Raw genomic sequence first — 17,604 nt, forward strand, 5'->3', positions numbered from 1 at the left:
GTCACGGCCGGAAGAACTGGTCGAACTCGCCACCGTCGGAAAAATGCCGCTTCTGCGCCTGGCCCCAGCCGCCGAAGACCTCGTCGACCGTGAATCGCTCCACCGGGACAAACTGCTTCGCGTAGCGCGCGGCAACCTGGGCGTCGCGCGGGCGGTAGAAATGCCGCGCGGCAATCGCCTGCCCTTCCGGCGAGTACAGATACTGCAGGTAGGCCTCGGCCTGTTTGCGCGTGCCCCGCTTGTCGACCACCTTGTCGACCACCGCGACCGAAGGCTCAGCCAGAATCGAGATCGACGGCGTCACGATCTCGACCTTGTCGGCCCCCAGCGCCTGCACCGCCAGCTTCGCCTCGTTCTCCCACGCGATCAGCACATCGCCGATGCCGCGCTCGACAAAGGTGGTGCTCGCGCCGCGCGCGCCGGTATCGAGCACCTTCACATTGCTGTAGATCCGTTTGACGAAGTCGCGCGCGGATGCGTCCGATCCGCCGTTGCGTTTGAGCGCATAGCCCCAGGCGGCCAGGTAGTTCCAGCGCGCGCCGCCAGAGGTCTTGGGATTGGGCGTGACAACGCCGATGCCGCTGCGCGCCAGATCGGGCCAGTCCTTGATCCCCTTCGGGTTCCCCTTGCGAACCAGGAACACGATGGTCGAGGTGTAGGGCGTGGCGTTGTTGGGCAGGCGCTTCTGCCAGTCCGGCGCGATCTGCTTGCCGACCTGGGCGATCAGGTCGATGTCGCCGCCCAGCGCAAGGGTCACCACATCGGCTTCGATGCCGTCGATCACATAGCGGGCCTGTTTGCCTGAGCCGCCATGCGATTGTTTCACCGTGACCGTCTCGCCCGTCTTCGCCGCCCAGTAGCGTGCAAAGGCCTGGTTATAGTCGGCGTACAGCTCGCGGGTGGGATCATAGGAAACGTTCAGGAGGGTCGTCTGGGCGGCGGAGGGTCCAAGTGCCACGAGCTGGATCGACAGGCTCACGGCAAGACGCACGAAGGGTTTGAGCAACATCGGGGAAACTCACGTTTTCTTGGTATTTATCCGGCCGCCCAATCTATCCAAGCGCGGCCGATCGCCGAACCAAGAAAAACCGCTAAGCATTCCACTTAAAGCGGCATCCCGAAGTCCGCCCTTTCGGGCATCCCGGAATTCAGGTTCAATGCCGCTTGCGCTCGCCCGTCCGAAGCGGGGGTTGGCGCGCCGCAACGCCGTCGCTTCCTAGAACCCGGCCGCCCTGCAGGCAGACGCGGCCATCCAGAAAAGGCCCTCGCACAACCATGCAATCGAGTTTTTCGGACTGGGTGTCAGGCACGGACGAACTCAGTGCCAACTCCGCACAACGCCAGTTGCTCGCCATCCGCACCACCGCACGCAGCCGCACGCACGCCGGGCAGCGGCTGCACCGGCAAGGCCGCATCTGGCTCGCGACCCTGGTGGTGCTCGCGCTCGGCTTGATCCTCCTGCCCCTGCTGCAGAACGCCGGCGTTCGCCTCGCACTGGCCGCCAATGTGCTCAATCTGGTGCAGATCTTCCTCGGCGTATCGGTGCTGGTGTGTGTCGTGCTGGTCGCCTCGGCCAACCACGCGCTACGCGCGCGCGCCCTGCTCGAATGCGGCGACCGCCTGCGCGAACTGGCGCGCGAATTCGAAAAGGTGTGTGAAGACGTCGGCCCCGGCACCGTGTCCTCACACATCCTCGACGAGTTCCGCATCCGCCATGCCGAGACCCTGCGCAATCTGGAGTCGCCCTCGCGCAACGACCAGCGCCTGGCGCTGCTGGACATGGCGGCCGAGCACCGGCTTGGCCGCAGCGAGCGCATGCGCGTGGCCCTGCAGGCGCACGCCACACAGATCGCCAGCCTCGCGCTGCCGATCGCGATCGTCGCACTCGAAGGCGTGTTCGTCGCCAACGCCCTTGGCGCCGCGCTCTGGAGCAGCGAGCCGACCGCCAGCATCGCCAGCGGCGAGCAACTGGGCGCCGACACCTCATTGCGGATCACCCGCTAGGGAAGGTCTGAATGGGTGAGCGAGAGGGATGCAGCGCAAGGCGCGGCGCGCGCAGCGACCAAGACATATCAAACGGATAGGCGCGGGAGCGAGCACGCCGCAACGCAGCGATGCGCCATCGCAGCCACTTATTCAGGCCTTCCCGAGCGCGGCCGCCTTCCGTTAGCGGGTCTGCGCACGCGCAAGGCCCGCACGCGCACGCGTGCTAGCATCGCGGCCCCATTCCAGCCCCGCCGATTGGCCCCGCCATGTACGCCGACATCACTGCGCCCGCCACCAGCCTGAACCCTGCCCTGCAAGCCCGCCTCGACGGCAAGACCAAGCCGCCCGGCAGCCTGGGTCGCATCGAGGCGCTGGCGATGACGCTGGGGCTGATCCAGCAGACCACCGCACCCACGGTCCGCGCACCGCACATCGTGGTGTTTGCCGGCGACCATGGCGCGGCGAAGGCGGGCGTATCCGCTTACCCGCAGGACGTCACCTGGCAGATGGTGGCCAACATGCTCGCGGGTGGCGCTGCGATCAACGTGTTTGCCCGGCAGGCCGGCGTCACCCTCACGGTGGTGGATGCGGGCGTCGCCCGCGATCTGGCGGATCTGCCGGCACAGGGCGCCGATGGCACCCGTTTCATGCGCGCCAAGGTGGTGGCGGGCACCGCGAGCTACCTTGAAGCGCCCGCACTGACCGCCGACCAGCGCGACACCGCGATCGAAGCCGGCGCGCGCATCGTGCGCGAGCTGGCCGCCGCTGGCTGCAACACGATCGGCTTTGGCGAGATGGGTATCGGCAACACCGCAAGTGCCTCGCTGATCACCGCCGCGCTCACCGGCGCACCGCTCGCCGACGTTATCGGGCGCGGCACCGGGCTCGACGACGCAGGGCTGGCGCGCAAGCGTGCGCTGCTCGATCAGGCCTGGCAGCGCGCCGGCGTGGTGCGCGATCCGCTCGCAATGCTGGCTGAATTCGGTGGCTGCGAGATCGCGATGATGGTCGGCGCCTTCCTCGAAGCGGCGCGGCAGAAGATGTGCGTGGTGGTCGATGGCTTCATCGTCACCAGTGCGCTGCTGGTGGCCGATGCGCTGGCGCCCGCTGTGCGCGATTACTGCGTCTTCGCGCATCGCTCGCAGGAGCCGGGGCACACGACGCAACTGGCTCACCTGAAGGCCTCGCCGCTGCTGGAACTGGATCTGCGCCTGGGCGAAGGCACCGGCGCCGCGCTGGCGATGCCGCTGCTCAAAACCGCCTGCGCGATGCTGGCCGAGATGGCGAGCTTCGAATCGGCCGGCGTCAGCGGGCGCGACAACTGATACACCCATGCTGCGCCGCCAGCTCGAACTCTTCTTCACCGCGCTCGGCTTCTTTACCCGCATCCCGGTGCCGGCGTGGGTGCCATACTCGCCGGAACGCCTGAACCACGCGGCGCGCTGGTTCCCGGCGGTGGGCTGGGTGGTTGGCGCCGTATCGGCAACGGTGCTATGGCTGGCCGCGCAGATCTGGCCGATGCCGCTCGCGGTGCTGGCGTCGATGGCGGTGTCGATCCGCCTCACCGGCTGCTTTCACGAGGACGGGCTCGCGGACGCCGCCGACGGGCTGGGCGGCGGCTGGGCGCCGGAGCAGATCCTCACGATCATGAAGGATTCGCGCATCGGCACCTACGGCGCCACCGCCCTGCTGCTGGCGCTGCTCGCCAAGTTTGCCGCGCTGAGCGCGATGACGCCGGACAAGGCCGCGCTCGCCCTGCTGGTGGCGCACCCGCTCTCGCGCCTGTGCTCCGGCACGCTGATCCGCCTGATGGACTATGTGCGCGAAGACCTGAACGCCAAAGCCAAACCGCTCGCGGTGCGGATGTCGAATCGTGAATGGTTGCTCTCCGCACTGTGCGGCACGGCGCCCTTGCTCTTGCTGGCGCCACGCCCCGCCCTCGCTGCACTGGCTGCCGCCAGCCTCGTCACGCTGTGGTGGGCGCGCTATCTGAAACGCCGCTTGGGCGGCTACACCGGCGACTGCCTCGGCGCGACGCAACAGCTGGCCGAACTCGCGTGTTATCTCGTCTGGGCGGCGGCGTGGACCTCTATCTGATCCGTCACCCGGCGGTCGCGGTGGCGCCGGGCACCTGCTACGGCGCGAGCGATGTGCCGCTCGCCGCGCCGCTTGATGCCGCCGTTTCCCACCTTAAGCCGCAACTGCCGTCGGCCGCGAAACGCTACGCCAGCCCGCTCTCGCGCGCACGCTTGCTCGGCGAAGCGCTGGGCGAGGTCACGATCGACGAACGCCTGCGCGAGATGAGCTTTGGCGACTGGGAGATGCAGCCCTACGAGGCGATCGGCAAAACCGCGCTCGACGCCTGGGCCAGCGACCCGCTCGGCCATCGCGCGCCGGGCGGCGAATCGGCGGCCGAGATGGCGGTGCGGGCGCTTGCCTTCCTTGCCGATCTGCAGGCGCGGCCGGGCCATGGCGCAGTCGTGGTGGTCGCCCACGGCGGCCCGTTGCGTGCGATCGCCGGCCATCTGCTCGGTATGCCGCCGGAACGCTGGCTCGCGCTCGACTTCGCCCATGCACGCCTGACGCAGCTACAGGTCGAGCCCTGGGGCTGCGTGCTCAAACGCTTCAACGGCTAGGGAAGGTCTGACTAAGTGAGCGAGAGGGATGCAGCGCAAGGCGCGGCGCGCGCAGCGACCAAGACATATCAAAGCGATAGGCGCGGGAGCGAGCACGCCGCAACGCAGCGATGCGCCGTCGCAGCCACTTATTCAGGCCTTCCCTAAGCGGCCGGCAGGCCCTGTGCTATCGTCAAAACCATGCTCTTGACCGATCCGATTCCACTTCAGGAAGTCCGCCGCGCGCTGGTGATCAAGCTACGCCACCACGGCGACGTGCTGCTCACCGCGCCGGTGCTGCATGCGCTCAAGGCGCGCGCGCCGCACTGCGAGATCGACGCCCTCGTCTATCAGGAAACCGCGCCGATGCTGCAGGGCCACCCGGCGCTGACGCAGCTGCACGGCATCGACCGCGGCTGGAAGAAACGCGGCCCGCTCGGCCAGGCCAAGGCAGAACTGGGCCTGCTGCGCGCGCTGCGCGCCCGCCAGTACGACCTGGTGCTGCACATGACCGACCACCCGCGCGGCGCGTGGATTGCGCGCCTCACCGGTGCCCGCTGGGCTGTCGGGCCCTCGCGGCCGGCGCGTGGCCGCATGTGGCGCAAGGCCTTCAGCCACTTGCAGGGTGAGCCGCTGAACGCGCGCCGCCACACCGCCGAACGCAACCTCGATGTGTTGCGGCGGATCGGCCTCTATCCCGAACCGGACGAACGGGTGCTGTCCATCCACCCCGGTACGGAAGCCGAAGCGCGCGCCGATGCGCTACTCGGCGCGGCGGGGCTGGCACGCGGTGGCTTCATCGCGATCCACCCGGTCTCGCGCTGGATGTTCAAAAGCTGGCCAGCCGAACAGGTTGCCACGCTGTGTGGCCGACTGCAGCACGCGGGCTGGAAGCTGGTGTTCACCTGCGGGCCGGACGCAGACGAGAAGGCCTTCGTCGCCCGCATCATCAACGCGCTACCGCAGCCGGTGCTGGACCTGAGCGGCCAACTGAGCTTGCGCGAACTGGCCGCGGTAATCGGCCGCGCGCGCCTGTTCTTCGGCGTGGATTCGGCGCCGATGCATATCGCCGCCGCGCAGCAAGTGCCCACCGTGGCGCTGTTCGGCCCTTCCGGCGAACTCGAATGGGGCCCGTGGGGCGTGCCGCATCGCGTCGTCGCAAGTGACGCTCACCCCTGCCGGCCTTGCGGCATCGACGGCTGCGGCGGCGGCAAGATCAGCGACTGCCTGGTGCGCCTGCCGGTCGAGCAGGCCTGGGCTGCGGTGCAGGATCTGCTCGCCGAAACCGACGGCCGCGCCTCGCTGCGCCTGCATCACGCGTGAAGCTCGCCCTCGTCCGCCAGCGCTACACCGCCTTCGGCGGCGCCGAACGCTTCGTCGAACGCGCCATCGAGGCGCTCGGCCGTGACGACATCGCGCTGACGCTGCTGACGCGCAAGTGGAGCGGCCAGCCTGCCGCGAACCTGGCGATCCGCAAGCTCGACCCGTTTCACCTTGGCCGCACCTGGCGCGACGCCAGCTTCGCGCGTGCGGTGCAGGCCGAGATTGCCGGCGGCGAGTTCGATTTGGTGCAATCGCACGAACGCATCGCCGGCTGCGACCTCTACCGCGCCGGCGACGGCACCCATCTGGGCTGGCTCACGCACCGCGCCAAGGCGCGCGGCAAGGCCTTCGACCCGGCCTGGTGCGGCCCCTACCACCGCTACACGCTGGCGGCGGAAGCGGCGATGTTCCGCCACCCGCGGCTGCGCGCGGTGATCTGCAACTCGCGCTTCATCCAGCACGAGATCATGGCGACATTCAGCTTGCCGGAAGCGCAGTTGCCGCTGATTGAAAACGGCGTGGACCTGCAGCGTTTTCGCCCCGCCAGCGCGGACGAGAAACACGCGGCCCGCGCCGCGCTGGGGCTGCCGCAAAGCGCGACCGTGCTCGGCTTCGTCGGCTCCGGCTTCGAACGCAAGGGCCTCGCCGCCGCGATCGAAACCCTGCCGCGCGAGGCCTGGCTGGTGGTGGCGGGCAAGGACAAGACCGAGCCGCACTACCGCCGGCTCGCGGCACGGCACGGCTGCGCCGAACGGGTGCGCTTCCTCGGCCCGCAGCAAGACGTGGCGCCGCTCTACCGGGCCGTCGACGGCTTCGTCTTCCCCGCGATCTACGAGCCCTTCGGCAACGTGGTGCTCGAAGCCATGGCCTGCGGCCTGCCGGCCATCACCTCGCCGACCTGCGGATCGGAATCCCTGATCCGGCACGGCGAGAACGGCTGGCTTGCCGACGCTTTCGACCGCGACGCCCTGCGCGCCGCGCTGGCCGACATGATGGCCACGCTGGCCTCGCCGCAGCAACTTACCGCCATAAGCGCCGCCGCACGCCGCACGGCCGAAGCCCAGACGCCGGAGCGCATGGCCGACGCGCTCGTCGCGCTGTATCAAGGCTTGCTCGCGTAGCCCGGACACATCCTGTCGCAATCGCCGCAGCGCAAGCGGCGACGGGGCCGCAAGCCCCCTCCGGTATAATCCGCGCGGTCTTCCGCCCTGAGGCGCTTCATGTCGCAATCCACGCAGCTATACCGCCGTCTGCTGACCTACGTTCGCCCGTACAAGAAGGCCTTTTTTGCGGCCCTCGTGTGCATGGTGATCGCAGGCACGCTGGAGCCGGCGATGGCCAAGCTGCTGCAGCTGATGATCGACGAGGGCTTCGGACCGAACGTTTCGCCCACGGTGTTCTGGTATCCGGCGGGCATCGTCGGCATCTATTTCCTGCGCGGCATCCTGAGTTTTCTCACCGACTATGCGATGGCCTGGGTGGCCAACAAGGTACTGCTGGATCTGCGCAACGAGATGTTCGCCAAGCTGATCCGCCAGCCAACCCCCTTCTTCGACAACCGCCCAGCCGGGCTGCTGATGTCGAAGGTGGCCTACGACGTGCAGGGCGTGCTGGATGCCTCGACCAACGCGGTGAACACGCTGATCGGCGATTCGATCAAGGTAATCGCGCTGTTCGGCTTCCTGCTCTACCTGAACTGGCAGCTCACGCTGATCGCCTTCGTGCTGATTCCGCCGGTGGCGCTGGCGGTGCGCGCCTTCGCCGGGCGCCTGCGGCGCATGACCCGTGGTTCGCAGGAGTCGATGGGCCTGATCAACCATGTGCTCGAAGAAGCGATCAGCGCGCACAAGCTGGTCAAGGTCTTCGGCGGGCAGGCCTACGAGGCGGGCCGTTTCCGCCGGGCCACGCAGCAACTGCGCAACTTCAACATGAAGGGCACCGTCGCCGCCGCGGCGCAGGGGCCGATCGTGCAGACGCTGGCCGCGGTGGGCATCGGCAGCATCATCGCTGCCGCGCTGTGGCAAGGCCAGAAGGGCGGCCTGACGGTGGGCGAGTTCAACGCCTTCATCGTCGCCATCGCCCAGCTGGTGCCGGCACTCAAGCGCCTCACCGATGTAAACGCACCGCTGCAGCGCGGCCTGGCTGCGGCCGAGAGCGTGTTCGAATTGATCGACGCGGGCACCGAAGCCGACCACGGCACCAAGGCGCTGCCGCGGGCGAGCGGTGAGGTGCGCTTCGAGCAGGTTGGCTTCCGCTACCCCGGTGCATCACGCGACGCCCTCAGCGACATCAACCTGAGCATTGCGCCCGGCGAGATGGTCGCGCTGGTGGGCCAAAGCGGCAGCGGAAAAACCACCATCGCGAACCTGCTGCCACGCTTTTACCCGGTGCAGAGCGGCGCGATCCGCCTGGACGGCATTTCGATCGAGGATCTGCTACTCGAAAGCCTGCGCTCGAACATCGCGCTTGTGAGTCAGGAAGTGGTGCTGTTCAACGACTCGGTCGCCAACAACATTGCCTACGGTTCGATGAACGGCGCCAGCCGTGCCGACATTGAAGCAGCCGCCCGCGCTGCCAACGCTTACGACTTCGTGATGCAGATGCCGGAAGGCTTCGACACCGAGATCGGCGAGCGCGGCACCAAACTGTCCGGCGGCCAGCGGCAGCGGCTCGCGATTGCGCGCGCCCTGCTCAAGAACGCGCCAGTGCTGATCCTCGACGAGGCCACCTCGGCGCTCGACACCGAGAGCGAACGCGCGGTGCAGGTGGCGCTCGACACGCTGATGCAAGGCCGCACCACGTTGGTCATCGCGCACCGGCTTTCAACGATCGAGCGCGCCGATCGCATCGTCGTGATGGATCGCGGCCGCATCGCCGAGGTGGGCACGCATGCCGAGCTGATCGCCCACGAAGGGCTCTACGCCAACCTGTGGAAGATGCAGTTCCGCCAGGACGACGAGCCGGCGGAGCAGGCCTGAGCATGTGCGGCATTGCCGGCTATCTGAGCACCCGGCCGCTGAGCGGCAGCAGCGCCGAGGCGATGCTTGCGGCGATCGCCCAACGCGGCCCGGATGCGCGCCACGCGGTGTGCTGGCGCGATGGCCAGCGCCTTGCCGACCCGGCCGGCGCCCAGCGCGCGCTGCTGCACGCGCGGCTGTCGATCCGCGATCCGCGCCCGGAGGCCGATCAGCCGATGGGCAACGACGATGGCTCGATCTGGCTTTGCTACAACGGCGAGGTCTACGGCTGGGAAGACGAGCGCCGCGCGCTTGAAGCGCAGGGCGCGCGCTTTCGTACCACCTCCGACACTGAATTCATCCTGCGCGGCTATGAAGCCTGGGGCATCGAGGCGCTGCTGCCCAAGCTGCGCGGCATGTTCGCGTTTGCGCTGCTCGATCTGCGCGTCGGCAAGCTGCATCTGGTGCGCGACCGCATGGGCCTCAAGCCACTGGTTTATCACCACGACGCCGCGAGCCAGACGCTGGCCTTTGGCTCGCTGGTGCGCAGCGTGCTGCCAGCGGTGCCGCGCGCCGAGCGGGACTTCGACCCCGAGGGCCTCGATGCCTACCTCGCGCACCGCACGATCCCCGCGCCGCGCACGGTATTCCGCGCAATCCGCCGGCTTGAGAACGCGCACCGCATCGAATTCGATCTGGCCACCGGCGCGCTGACGAAATTACGCTACTGGGCCCCCGCGCCGAACGGGCGCAATCCGATCGAAGTGCTGGACGAAGCGGTGCGGCTGCGCACCGTGGCCGACCGGCCGGTTGGCGTGTTCCTTTCCGGCGGCATCGATTCGACGGTCGTCGCCAGCCGGCTTGCGGCGCAGGGCTTCGAGAACATCCAGAGCTTCACCGCCGGCTTCGACGACCCGTCGATGGACGAAAGCGAACTGGCGGCGCGGATCGCCAGCGAGTTGGGCATGGCGAACACGCGCATCGCGATGGCCAGTGACGTGTCCGCCACGTTCGAACAAGTCGTCGCCGATCTCGATGAGCCCTTCGCCGACCCCTCCGCCTTCCCCGCCTGGGCGCTCTCGCGCGAGGTGACGCAGCATGTGAAGGTGGTGCTGTGCGGCGATGGCGGCGACGAGCTGTTCGCGGGCTACAAGCGCTATCGCCAGCACTTGCGGTCGGCCTGGCGGCGCAGCATCCCGGCATTGAGCTGGCTACGGCCGGGCGGGAACATCACACCCGGCAAGAGCGAGCGCCTGCGGCTTGAAGCCTCAATGTCATGGGCCGACGCCTGGTCGCTGCGTTTTTCCGGTTTTTCTTCCGCCGAGCGCGCCGCCTTGCAGCCGGCGCTCCAGCACTTGCCGGCGCACCGCTGGCGCGCGCCGGAAGTGGCATCGAACAGCGCGATCGAGCAGCTGCTCGAAGTCGATCGCCTCAACTACCTGCCCGAATACATACTGCGCAAGGCCGATCTGGTGACGATGGCGCATGGCCTCGAAGGTCGCGCGCCGCTGATCGACCATGTTTTCGTCGAAGCGCTGGCCGGCCTGCCCGCGAGCGAACGATTCAGCCAGCCGCCGAAGGCCTGGCTCGCGCAGCGCAGCCTGCCGTGCATGACGCTGGGGCTGCTGACGATGAAGAAGCGTGGCTTCAATCCGCCGATCCGCGCCCTGGTGCGCGACGGCCTCGCCTCGCGCCTGCCGGGTTTCGGGCCACGCCTGGCGCATGCGAGTGATGGACAGATCGATGCCGGCATCGTCGAGCGCTTCGTCGCGGCCTGGCGGCTGGACGCCAGCCTGTCTGAAGGCATGCTGCAACTGCTGATGCTCGACGAGAGCCTGCGCCAGCTCGACCGCCTGAGGCGCGCCGCCGATGAGTAAGCGCAGCCTCAGCCGCGCCCTGATCCTGGCCCTGGGCCTGCCGCGCGTGGAGCTCAACCGACTGCTCGGCACGCCGCCCGTAACCCCGAAGAAGGTGCTGATCGCCGCCGACGTCGTGCTGGGTGACACGATCATGCTTGCGCCACTGCTCGCCAAGGTCCGCGCGCGCTGGCCCACGGCCGAGATCACGCTGACCTGCCCGCCACGTTTCGTTGCCTTGTTCGAGGGGCGGCCCTGGGGCGTTCGCGCGCAGGCACTCGACTTGCGCGATCCACAGACCCTGCTTGCCGCCCGCGACACCTATGATCTGGCGCTGTGCCCGGCGCAGGCGCGCCACGGCTGGCTGGCGGCCGCCCTGGGCGCGCGCTGGATCATCGGCTTCGCGGGTGATCCGCGCTGGCACAAACGCATAGCGCTCAGTCAGACACGCGCCCTGCCAGATCGTGCGATGACCTTCGGCGATGTCGCCGCCACCCTGGTCGACGGCCCCGAGCCACCTGCCTATGCGCCACGACAGTGGCCGCACCCGGCCGTGGGCCCGCAAGACCCGACATCAACACGGGTGGTCCTGCATCTGGGCGCCAGCGGCGTCAACAAACTTTGGCCGGCCGAGAACTGGCGTGCACTGATCGCGCGGCTTCAGGGCGCCGGCCTTGCCCCCTGCCTCGTGACCGGGCCCGGCGAAGCCGCGCTGCTCGATGAAGTCGACCCCGAGCGGCGCCTGACACAGCACCCGGGCAGCCTGTCGCTGCCTGAGTACTGGCAACTGCTTGCGGGTTCGCGGGCGCTGGTGTGCCCGGATACCGGCATCGCCCACCTTGGCCGCATCGTCGGCACACCTACCGTCGCCCTCTTCGGCCCCGGTTCGCCGCTGCTTGGCGGCGCCGGGCACTTCTGGCGCGAAAGCCCCTACGTCGCGATCTGGAACGCGGACGTCGCCTGTCGCGACCAGCACGACTTCTTCGAGCGCAAAGTCGAATGGGTGCGCCACTGCTGGCGACGCCCGCCCGAATGCGCAAACCCGCACTGTGTGCGCCAGCACACCGTTGATGCGGTACTCGCGGCGCTGCAGACGCTGGCCGTGATGCCGCAGGGCACGGATTCAGCGGCGGCAGCCAGCCCCCAGCCCAGCAACAGGACCCCGGTATCCCATGACTGACGACATCGGCATCGCTCGCCGCATCGCCCAGACCGGCAGCCTCGTGCTTTTCGCGCTGCTGGTATTTCTCTGGTCAGTGCCGGGCCTGGTTGCCGTCCGCAATGCCCTGCCGGTGCTCTTGCTGATCTCGCTGCTGGCGCTCAAACCGGACTACCGGAATGCCGTGCAGACGCTGCGCCAGCCCCTCGTGGCCCTCCCCCTGGTCGCGCTGAGCCTGTGGATCGCGTTTCACAACAGCTTCCTTGCCTGGGAGCCCGCTCACGCCTGGCGTGAATCAAGCCAATGGTTCAAGTCGCTCGCGGTGTTCGCGATCGGCGTATTGGTGGCGAACAGCCCGGGCTGGAAGTCGGCGCGGTCCCGCCACATTGCCTGGCTGGGCGCGCTGGGCGTCAGCTACACCGCCTATCTGGCATTCCAGATCGCCTACAAGCCCTGGTCGCTTGATGCGCCCGTCACCGCAATCCTCCAGCAGAACACGCTCGTCGGTTCGCGCGACCTCGGCAGCTATCTCGGTACGGCGCTCGTCGCGCTCTGGCTTGCCGAGCTTGCCAGCCAGGCCGCGCGGGGCATATCGCTATTCGGTGCGCGCCGCTGGCTGGCACCGCTGGCCTTGCTGGTTTCGATGGGACTGACCGTTGCAATGATGACGCGCAACGCGCTGCCAGTGATGTTTGTCGTCACCTGCGGCGCCTTCATCGCCTATGCCCAGACGCGCACACGCAGCGAGTTCGGCCGCACAGCGGCGATCGGGGTGCTTGGCCTGGTCGTCGTTCTCGGCGCTGCGGCGGTATCGGTGCATGGCGATCCGCGCTGGAAGACCTTGTCGGCGGCCGTGCAGGCCGGCGTCGATATCGAACACAACAAGGCCTGGCTGGATCAGGAGAGCGCCGAGCGGATGCCGCTCGCGGCCGACGGCAAACCGGTCGACTCGTCGGCCTACATGCGGGCCGCCTGGATGACCGGCCTGCTCGATGAAATCCGGCGGAATCCCCTCGGCGTCGGTTTTGACCGCAACGCCTTTGGCCGCGCGCTTAAAGAACACTATGGCCGGCCGGTTTCGACGCAGTTCGGCCATTCCGGCATCCTCGACTTCACGCTGGGCCTTGGCATTCCGGGCGGCCTTCTCTTTGTTGCCACGCTCGGCGCGCTGGTGGCCAGCGGTGTACGCCGCTGGCGCGAGGCGCGAAGCGGCGCCGGGCTGGCGCTGGCCTTGTTTGTTGCGGCCTACGGCTTGCGCGCCTGCATCGACGGCACCGTGCGCGACCACATGATCGAGCAAGCCTTCTTCGTCGCCGGCCTGCTGTTTGGGCTCGCGAAGCTCGGCAGCCAAGCGCCCGCGGCGCCGGAACCCGCCCGCTAGACCATGTCAGCACTGACCCTTTCTTCCTGCGTTCGCGCAGCGGACTATCGGCCGGATATCGATGGCGTGCGCGCCATCGCGGTGCTAAGCGTTGTCGCCTTCCACATCGGCCTGGCCGGCCTGCCGGGTGGCTTCGTCGGCGTGGATATCTTCTTCGTCATCTCCGGCTACCTGATCACCGACCTGATCCGCCGCGAACTGGAACGCAGCGGCGACTTCAGCTTTGTCGCCTTCTACGGCCGGCGCCTGCGGCGACTAGCCCCGGCGATGATCGTCGTCGCCGTATGCACCGCTGCGCTGGCCTACTTTCTGCTGCTGCCTGACGACCAGAACAAGCTCGGCCGGCAGATCCGCTCGGTTGCGCTGATTTCGGCCAACCACCATTTTCTCAAGCACGCGTTCGACTACTTCGACCTTGGCGCCGATACCAAGCCGCTGTTGCACACCTGGTCACTGGCAGTCGAAGAGCAGTTCTACCTTGTCTGGCCCTTGCTGCTGTTCGGCGTCTATCGGATCGGCAAGGCCGTCGCAACCCGGCGCAACGCACTGCTGGCAATGCTCGCTGCGCTGTTCGCCGCGTCATTTGCCTACTGCCTGTGGCTATCGGCGAAGAACGGGCCGGCCGCCTTCTACCTGATGGCGACACGCGCGTGGGAGTTCGCCGTCGGCGGCGCGCTATGCCTGATCCCGGCAAGAACCAGCAGCAGAGGGATCGCAACGCTCGCTGGCGCGGCCGGATTGGCCCTGCTCGCCGCATCGGTCACCCTGATCAACGAAGGCATGTTGTTCCCCGGCTACGTCGCGCTATTGCCCGTGCTGGGCACCGCGCTGGTTCTGCTGGCGGGCGCGCTCGATCGCGCCAACCCGGTCAGCCGGCTCCTCGCGATGAACCCGTGGCGCAGCATCGGGCTGATCTCTTACGGTTGGTACCTGTGGCACTGGCCCCTGCTGGCCCTGGCGCGCTACTGGTCTTTCGGCGAGCGCCTGCTGTGGCGCGACTTCCTGCTCGCCGGGCCGCTCGCGCTCGCGCTGGCATGGCTCACCTACCGCTTCATCGAGCAACCGATCCGTCTTGGCGCAGCGCCCTGGTTGCGTGATCGCCGCCAGGCCATCAAGCGCATCCTGCTGGTCTCGTTTGGCATCTGGCTGCTGGGCACGCTTTCAATGGAACTGCCTGCACGCTGGCCCTGGCCGGGCCAAGGCGCGGTGATTGCCGCCCGCCATGATGCAATGGCAATGCCCAAAGCCTGCGACATGCCCGCGACAGGCATCCCGCTCGCGCCGCCGGCAGCCTGCCTGTTTGGCCGGCCCGATGCCGCTCCGCAAGTGGTGGTGTGGGGCGATTCGCACGCCGATCACCTGATGCCCATGCTCGACGAGCAAGGCAAAACGATGGGGCTGACGCTGCTACGCCGCGTGTATCACGGCTGTCCGCCCACACCTGGCGCGGTGCCTGCCGGAGAAGGCGCGGTGCGGACCTGGTGCCTGAACTTCTCGCAGGCGGTGCAGGCAGAAATCAATGCGCTGGCGCAAACGGGGCTTCGCGGCGTGATCATCGGCGCACGCTGGCGCGGCTATACCGCAGGCCAGCATGGCGCGCAACGCGAAAAGCTGGGCCTGCTGGACGCCACCGCACCGGCAGTCACCGGCAGCCTGAGCGCCGGCGCCTGGCGCACCGGGGAAGGCGAACTGACGCATGCCGCCTCGCTTCAGGTAATGGAGAAGGCGCTGGAGGACGAACTGGCGCGCATGGCAGGCCTGGGGCTGCGTGTGCTGATCGTGTTGCCCGCACCCGAATTTCACTACCCGCCACCCGAGTGCCTGCAGCGGATGCCCGCCGCACAGTGCGACGTCTCGCGCGCCGAGGCCGACGCCGCACGCAGCAGCATCCGCGCGGTAATCGAGCGCGCGGCGACCAACAAACCGAATGTCCGCCTGTGGGACCCGCTCGTGCAACTGTGCGATGGATCGGTCTGCGCGGCCACCAACAGCGCCGGGCGGGCGCGCTATCAGGACCGCGATCACCTGACGGCAAGCACCGCCCGCACGCTTGGCGCCAGCTTTCAAGCATCGTTGCAATGGCTTGCCGGAGACGACGCCACGCCATGACCCGCACCGCACTCGTCAGCTATTTCTTTGCCAGCGACGCGCTGCCGCTGGGCGACTCGCTGGTCCGCGGCCTTGAAGCCAACGGCTGGAAGGTCGAGCGCTTCCACTGCCAGGCCGAGAGCCCGATCAACAACCTGCTCTTCAAGCCCTTGCGAAAGATCACGAAGGGGCTTGGTGCCGACGTCGACCTGGCGCGGCAGCTCGGCGTGGACAACGACAACTTCCGCAACGCACGGTTGTACGAGCGCCTCGAAGCCGTGAAGCCAGATCTGCTGCTGGTTGTGCGCGGCACCGACTACAGCAAGGCAACGCTTGATCGGGCCAAGCAGAACGGTCTGCTCGGCACCAGCGTCGGCTGGTGGGTGGGTGGGCCGGAGTCGGCCGAGTTTCTCGCGCAAGACGCACAGACCTACGACCACTACTTCTCGATCCACCCGGCGCCACTGCCTGAGGGCGTCGCTTGGCTCGATCTGCTCGGCCATGACGCGGCGATCTACCATCCGATCCCCGGCCTCGCGCAAGACGTGCCGATCAGCTTCGTCGGCGGACTCAACCCGCGCCGGCTAGAGGTGTTCTCGCAATTGACCGATCTGCCGATCCAGATCTACGGGCCGGGCTGGCGCAAACCCAAGAACGGCTGGCGCCCCGCGCTCTGGCGGCGGGTAAAGGCGCGCGGCATCTACGGCGATGCGCTCAACCGGCTCTACAACCGCTCGAAGATCGTGCTCAACGTCACCGGCTGGAAGCCCGAAGCCGGCAAGGGCCTGAACCTGCGGGTGCTGGATGTGCCGGCCACCGGCGCCTTCCTGCTCACCGACTTCAGCGAGGATCTCGCCGCCTTCTTCAAGCCGGGCGAAGAGATCGAAACCTGGCACAGCATCGAGGAACTGCGCGACAAGTGCCGCTTCTACCTGGCCAACGATGCCGCCCGCAGCAAGATCGCGGCAGCCGGCCTCGAGCGCGTTCGCAAGCTTGAAGACTACCGCAGCAAAATGGCGCGCCTGCTCGCCGGCGCCGGCCTGGCAGGCCCCGGCTGAACGCCGGCCCCGCGCACCCCAACACGATTCCGGATACACCTCATGACAAGCATCCTGATCATACGCCGCGACAACATTGGCGATCTAGTCTGTACCACGCCGCTGATCAGTGCCCTGCGACAGCGCTTCCCGGACGCGCGCATCGACGCCCTGGTCAACAGCTACAACCTGCCGGTTGTCATGCGCAGCCCCGATCTGGACGAAGTGTTCGCCTACACGAAAACCCACCACCGCGTGCGTGGCAGCGAATCGGCGCTGGGGGTGCTGTGGAAGCGCGCACGGCTGATGTTTCGCTTGCGCCAGCGCAAGTACGACTATGTGATCCTCGCCAACGGTGGCTGCATGGCACGCCCGGTGCGCCTCGCCCGACTGATCCAGCCCAAGCATGTGATCGGCTTCACCGAAGCCGGAAACCCGCTCGCAAGCCGCATCGACATGGGCGTGCCGGTCGAACGCCGCCCGGAGCACGAGTCCGAGGAGATCTTCCGCCTGCTCGAACCGCTGGGCATCACCGGCAAGCCGGGGCCGCTGGTGGTCCGCACCGATGCCGACTTGCAGGCCGGCGCCCAGCGCACGCTAAACCAGCAACCCTGGCGCAAGCTGCGTCCAACACTCGCCGTGCACATCAGCGCGCGCCTGCCGAGCCAGCGCTGGCCCGCCGAGCACTTCATCGAGGCCCTGCGCAACCTGGCGGGGCAAGGCGAGTATCAGTTCATGCTGTTCTGGTCGCCCGGCGACGAGAAGAACCCGATGCATCCCGGCGACGATGGCAAGGCCAGGCAGATCATCGACGCGCTCGGCGCCGGCTTCCCGCTGCTGCCCTGGCCCAGCACCCGCCTGGATGAGCTGATGGCCGGCCTTGCGATCTGCGACGGCATGCTCTGCAGCGACGGTGGCGCAATGCATCTGGGCGCCGCGCTCGGGCTGCCGATGGCCGTGTTCTTCGGCGAATCGGACGCGACACGCTGGTATCCGTGGGGCGTGCCGCACGAGATCCTGCAACCGGAAAGCCGCAAGGTCGCGGAGGTGCCGGCCAGCGCGGCGATTGAAGCTCTGGCGCGGCTCAAGCCCGCGATGCACGAACGCGCCACAGCACGCGGCGCAATCCGCTAGGCCACGTACCCGGCCCGCGCGCGACAAGGCGCCGGGTTGGTTTCGTATCGCTCGACGCTGGTGCGCTT

At 68.0% G+C, this 17,604-nt stretch carries 14 protein-coding genes; 13 read left to right on the top strand and 1 reads right to left on the bottom strand.

Annotated features, from left to right (window positions below; translation table 11 throughout):
- Position 1 precedes the first annotated feature (1 nt).
- On the bottom strand, positions 2-1,009 hold the full coding sequence (locus OPU71_RS01000; RefSeq protein WP_267724087.1) for a sulfate ABC transporter substrate-binding protein: 1,008 nt from the start codon (positions 1,007-1,009) through the stop codon (positions 2-4).
- Between the two features lie 266 nt (positions 1,010-1,275).
- Between OPU71_RS01000 and OPU71_RS01005 the strand changes: the two genes are divergently transcribed.
- From OPU71_RS01005 to OPU71_RS01065, 13 genes are all read left to right on the top strand, one after another.
- Positions 1,276-2,004, top strand: a complete 729-nt coding sequence (locus tag OPU71_RS01005; RefSeq protein WP_267724088.1) for an SLATT domain-containing protein — start codon at positions 1,276-1,278, stop codon at positions 2,002-2,004.
- Positions 2,005-2,252: 248 nt separating this feature from the next.
- Positions 2,253-3,311, top strand: coding sequence for a nicotinate-nucleotide--dimethylbenzimidazole phosphoribosyltransferase (gene cobT / locus OPU71_RS01010; RefSeq protein WP_267724089.1), 1,059 nt, complete (start codon positions 2,253-2,255; stop codon positions 3,309-3,311).
- 10 nt (positions 3,312-3,321) lie between these two features.
- Positions 3,322-4,083: an adenosylcobinamide-GDP ribazoletransferase gene (locus OPU71_RS01015; RefSeq protein ID WP_267724316.1), complete on the top strand. Its 762-nt coding sequence runs from the start codon at positions 3,322-3,324 to the stop codon at positions 4,081-4,083.
- Entirely contained in the window at positions 4,068-4,622 is a 555-nt protein-coding gene (gene cobC, locus OPU71_RS01020) for an alpha-ribazole phosphatase family protein (RefSeq protein ID WP_267724090.1), read from the top strand. The genes OPU71_RS01015 and cobC overlap by 16 nt, the downstream gene beginning before the upstream one ends.
- A 180-nt stretch (positions 4,623-4,802) precedes the next feature.
- On the top strand, positions 4,803-5,924 hold the full coding sequence (gene rfaQ / locus OPU71_RS01025) for a putative lipopolysaccharide heptosyltransferase III (protein WP_267724091.1): 1,122 nt from the start codon (positions 4,803-4,805) through the stop codon (positions 5,922-5,924).
- Positions 5,921-7,045 carry a glycosyltransferase family 4 protein gene (locus OPU71_RS01030; RefSeq protein WP_267724093.1) on the top strand — a complete coding sequence of 375 codons (1,125 nt, stop codon included), beginning with the start codon at positions 5,921-5,923 and terminating at the stop codon, positions 7,043-7,045. Before rfaQ ends, OPU71_RS01030 begins: the two co-directional genes overlap by 4 nt.
- Before the next feature lie 99 nt (positions 7,046-7,144).
- On the top strand, positions 7,145-8,902 hold the full coding sequence (gene msbA / locus OPU71_RS01035) for a lipid A export permease/ATP-binding protein MsbA (RefSeq protein ID WP_267724095.1): 1,758 nt from the start codon (positions 7,145-7,147) through the stop codon (positions 8,900-8,902).
- A gap of 2 nt (positions 8,903-8,904) precedes the next feature.
- A complete protein-coding gene (asnB, locus tag OPU71_RS01040; RefSeq protein WP_267724097.1) occupies positions 8,905-10,758 on the top strand; it encodes an asparagine synthase (glutamine-hydrolyzing) in 1,854 nt (617 codons plus the stop codon).
- Positions 10,751-11,917, top strand: coding sequence for a glycosyltransferase family 9 protein (locus tag OPU71_RS01045; RefSeq protein ID WP_267724099.1), 1,167 nt, complete (start codon positions 10,751-10,753; stop codon positions 11,915-11,917). The genes asnB and OPU71_RS01045 overlap by 8 nt, the downstream gene beginning before the upstream one ends.
- Complete coding sequence (locus tag OPU71_RS01050; RefSeq protein WP_267724101.1) at positions 11,910-13,277, top strand: O-antigen ligase family protein; 1,368 nt, start codon at positions 11,910-11,912, stop codon at positions 13,275-13,277. Before OPU71_RS01045 ends, OPU71_RS01050 begins: the two co-directional genes overlap by 8 nt.
- Before the next feature lie 3 nt (positions 13,278-13,280).
- A complete protein-coding gene (locus OPU71_RS01055; protein WP_267724103.1) occupies positions 13,281-15,386 on the top strand; it encodes an acyltransferase family protein in 2,106 nt (701 codons plus the stop codon).
- Positions 15,383-16,423, top strand: a complete 1,041-nt coding sequence (locus OPU71_RS01060; protein WP_267724105.1) for a CgeB family protein — start codon at positions 15,383-15,385, stop codon at positions 16,421-16,423. The genes OPU71_RS01055 and OPU71_RS01060 overlap by 4 nt, the downstream gene beginning before the upstream one ends.
- A gap of 42 nt (positions 16,424-16,465) precedes the next feature.
- Complete coding sequence (locus tag OPU71_RS01065) at positions 16,466-17,536, top strand: glycosyltransferase family 9 protein (RefSeq protein ID WP_267724108.1); 1,071 nt, start codon at positions 16,466-16,468, stop codon at positions 17,534-17,536.
- Positions 17,537-17,604: the final 68 nt, after the last annotated feature.

The organism is Niveibacterium sp. 24ML, assembly GCF_026586805.1.
Classification (GTDB): Bacteria; Pseudomonadota; Gammaproteobacteria; order Burkholderiales; family Rhodocyclaceae; genus Niveibacterium.

Coding starts and splice junctions, on each gene's coding strand:
- OPU71_RS01000 (WP_267724087.1), bottom strand. CDS start 1,009: ATGTTGCTCAAACCCTTCGTGCGTCTTGCCGTGAGCCTGTCGATCCAG.
- OPU71_RS01005 (WP_267724088.1), top strand. CDS start 1,276: ATGCAATCGAGTTTTTCGGACTGGGTGTCAGGCACGGACGAACTCAGT.
- cobT (WP_267724089.1), top strand. CDS start 2,253: ATGTACGCCGACATCACTGCGCCCGCCACCAGCCTGAACCCTGCCCTG.
- rfaQ (WP_267724091.1), top strand. CDS start 4,803: ATGCTCTTGACCGATCCGATTCCACTTCAGGAAGTCCGCCGCGCGCTG.
- msbA (WP_267724095.1), top strand. CDS start 7,145: ATGTCGCAATCCACGCAGCTATACCGCCGTCTGCTGACCTACGTTCGC.
- asnB (WP_267724097.1), top strand. CDS start 8,905: ATGTGCGGCATTGCCGGCTATCTGAGCACCCGGCCGCTGAGCGGCAGC.
- OPU71_RS01045 (WP_267724099.1), top strand. CDS start 10,751: ATGAGTAAGCGCAGCCTCAGCCGCGCCCTGATCCTGGCCCTGGGCCTG.
- OPU71_RS01050 (WP_267724101.1), top strand. CDS start 11,910: ATGACTGACGACATCGGCATCGCTCGCCGCATCGCCCAGACCGGCAGC.
- OPU71_RS01055 (WP_267724103.1), top strand. CDS start 13,281: ATGTCAGCACTGACCCTTTCTTCCTGCGTTCGCGCAGCGGACTATCGG.
- OPU71_RS01060 (WP_267724105.1), top strand. CDS start 15,383: ATGACCCGCACCGCACTCGTCAGCTATTTCTTTGCCAGCGACGCGCTG.
- OPU71_RS01065 (WP_267724108.1), top strand. CDS start 16,466: ATGACAAGCATCCTGATCATACGCCGCGACAACATTGGCGATCTAGTC.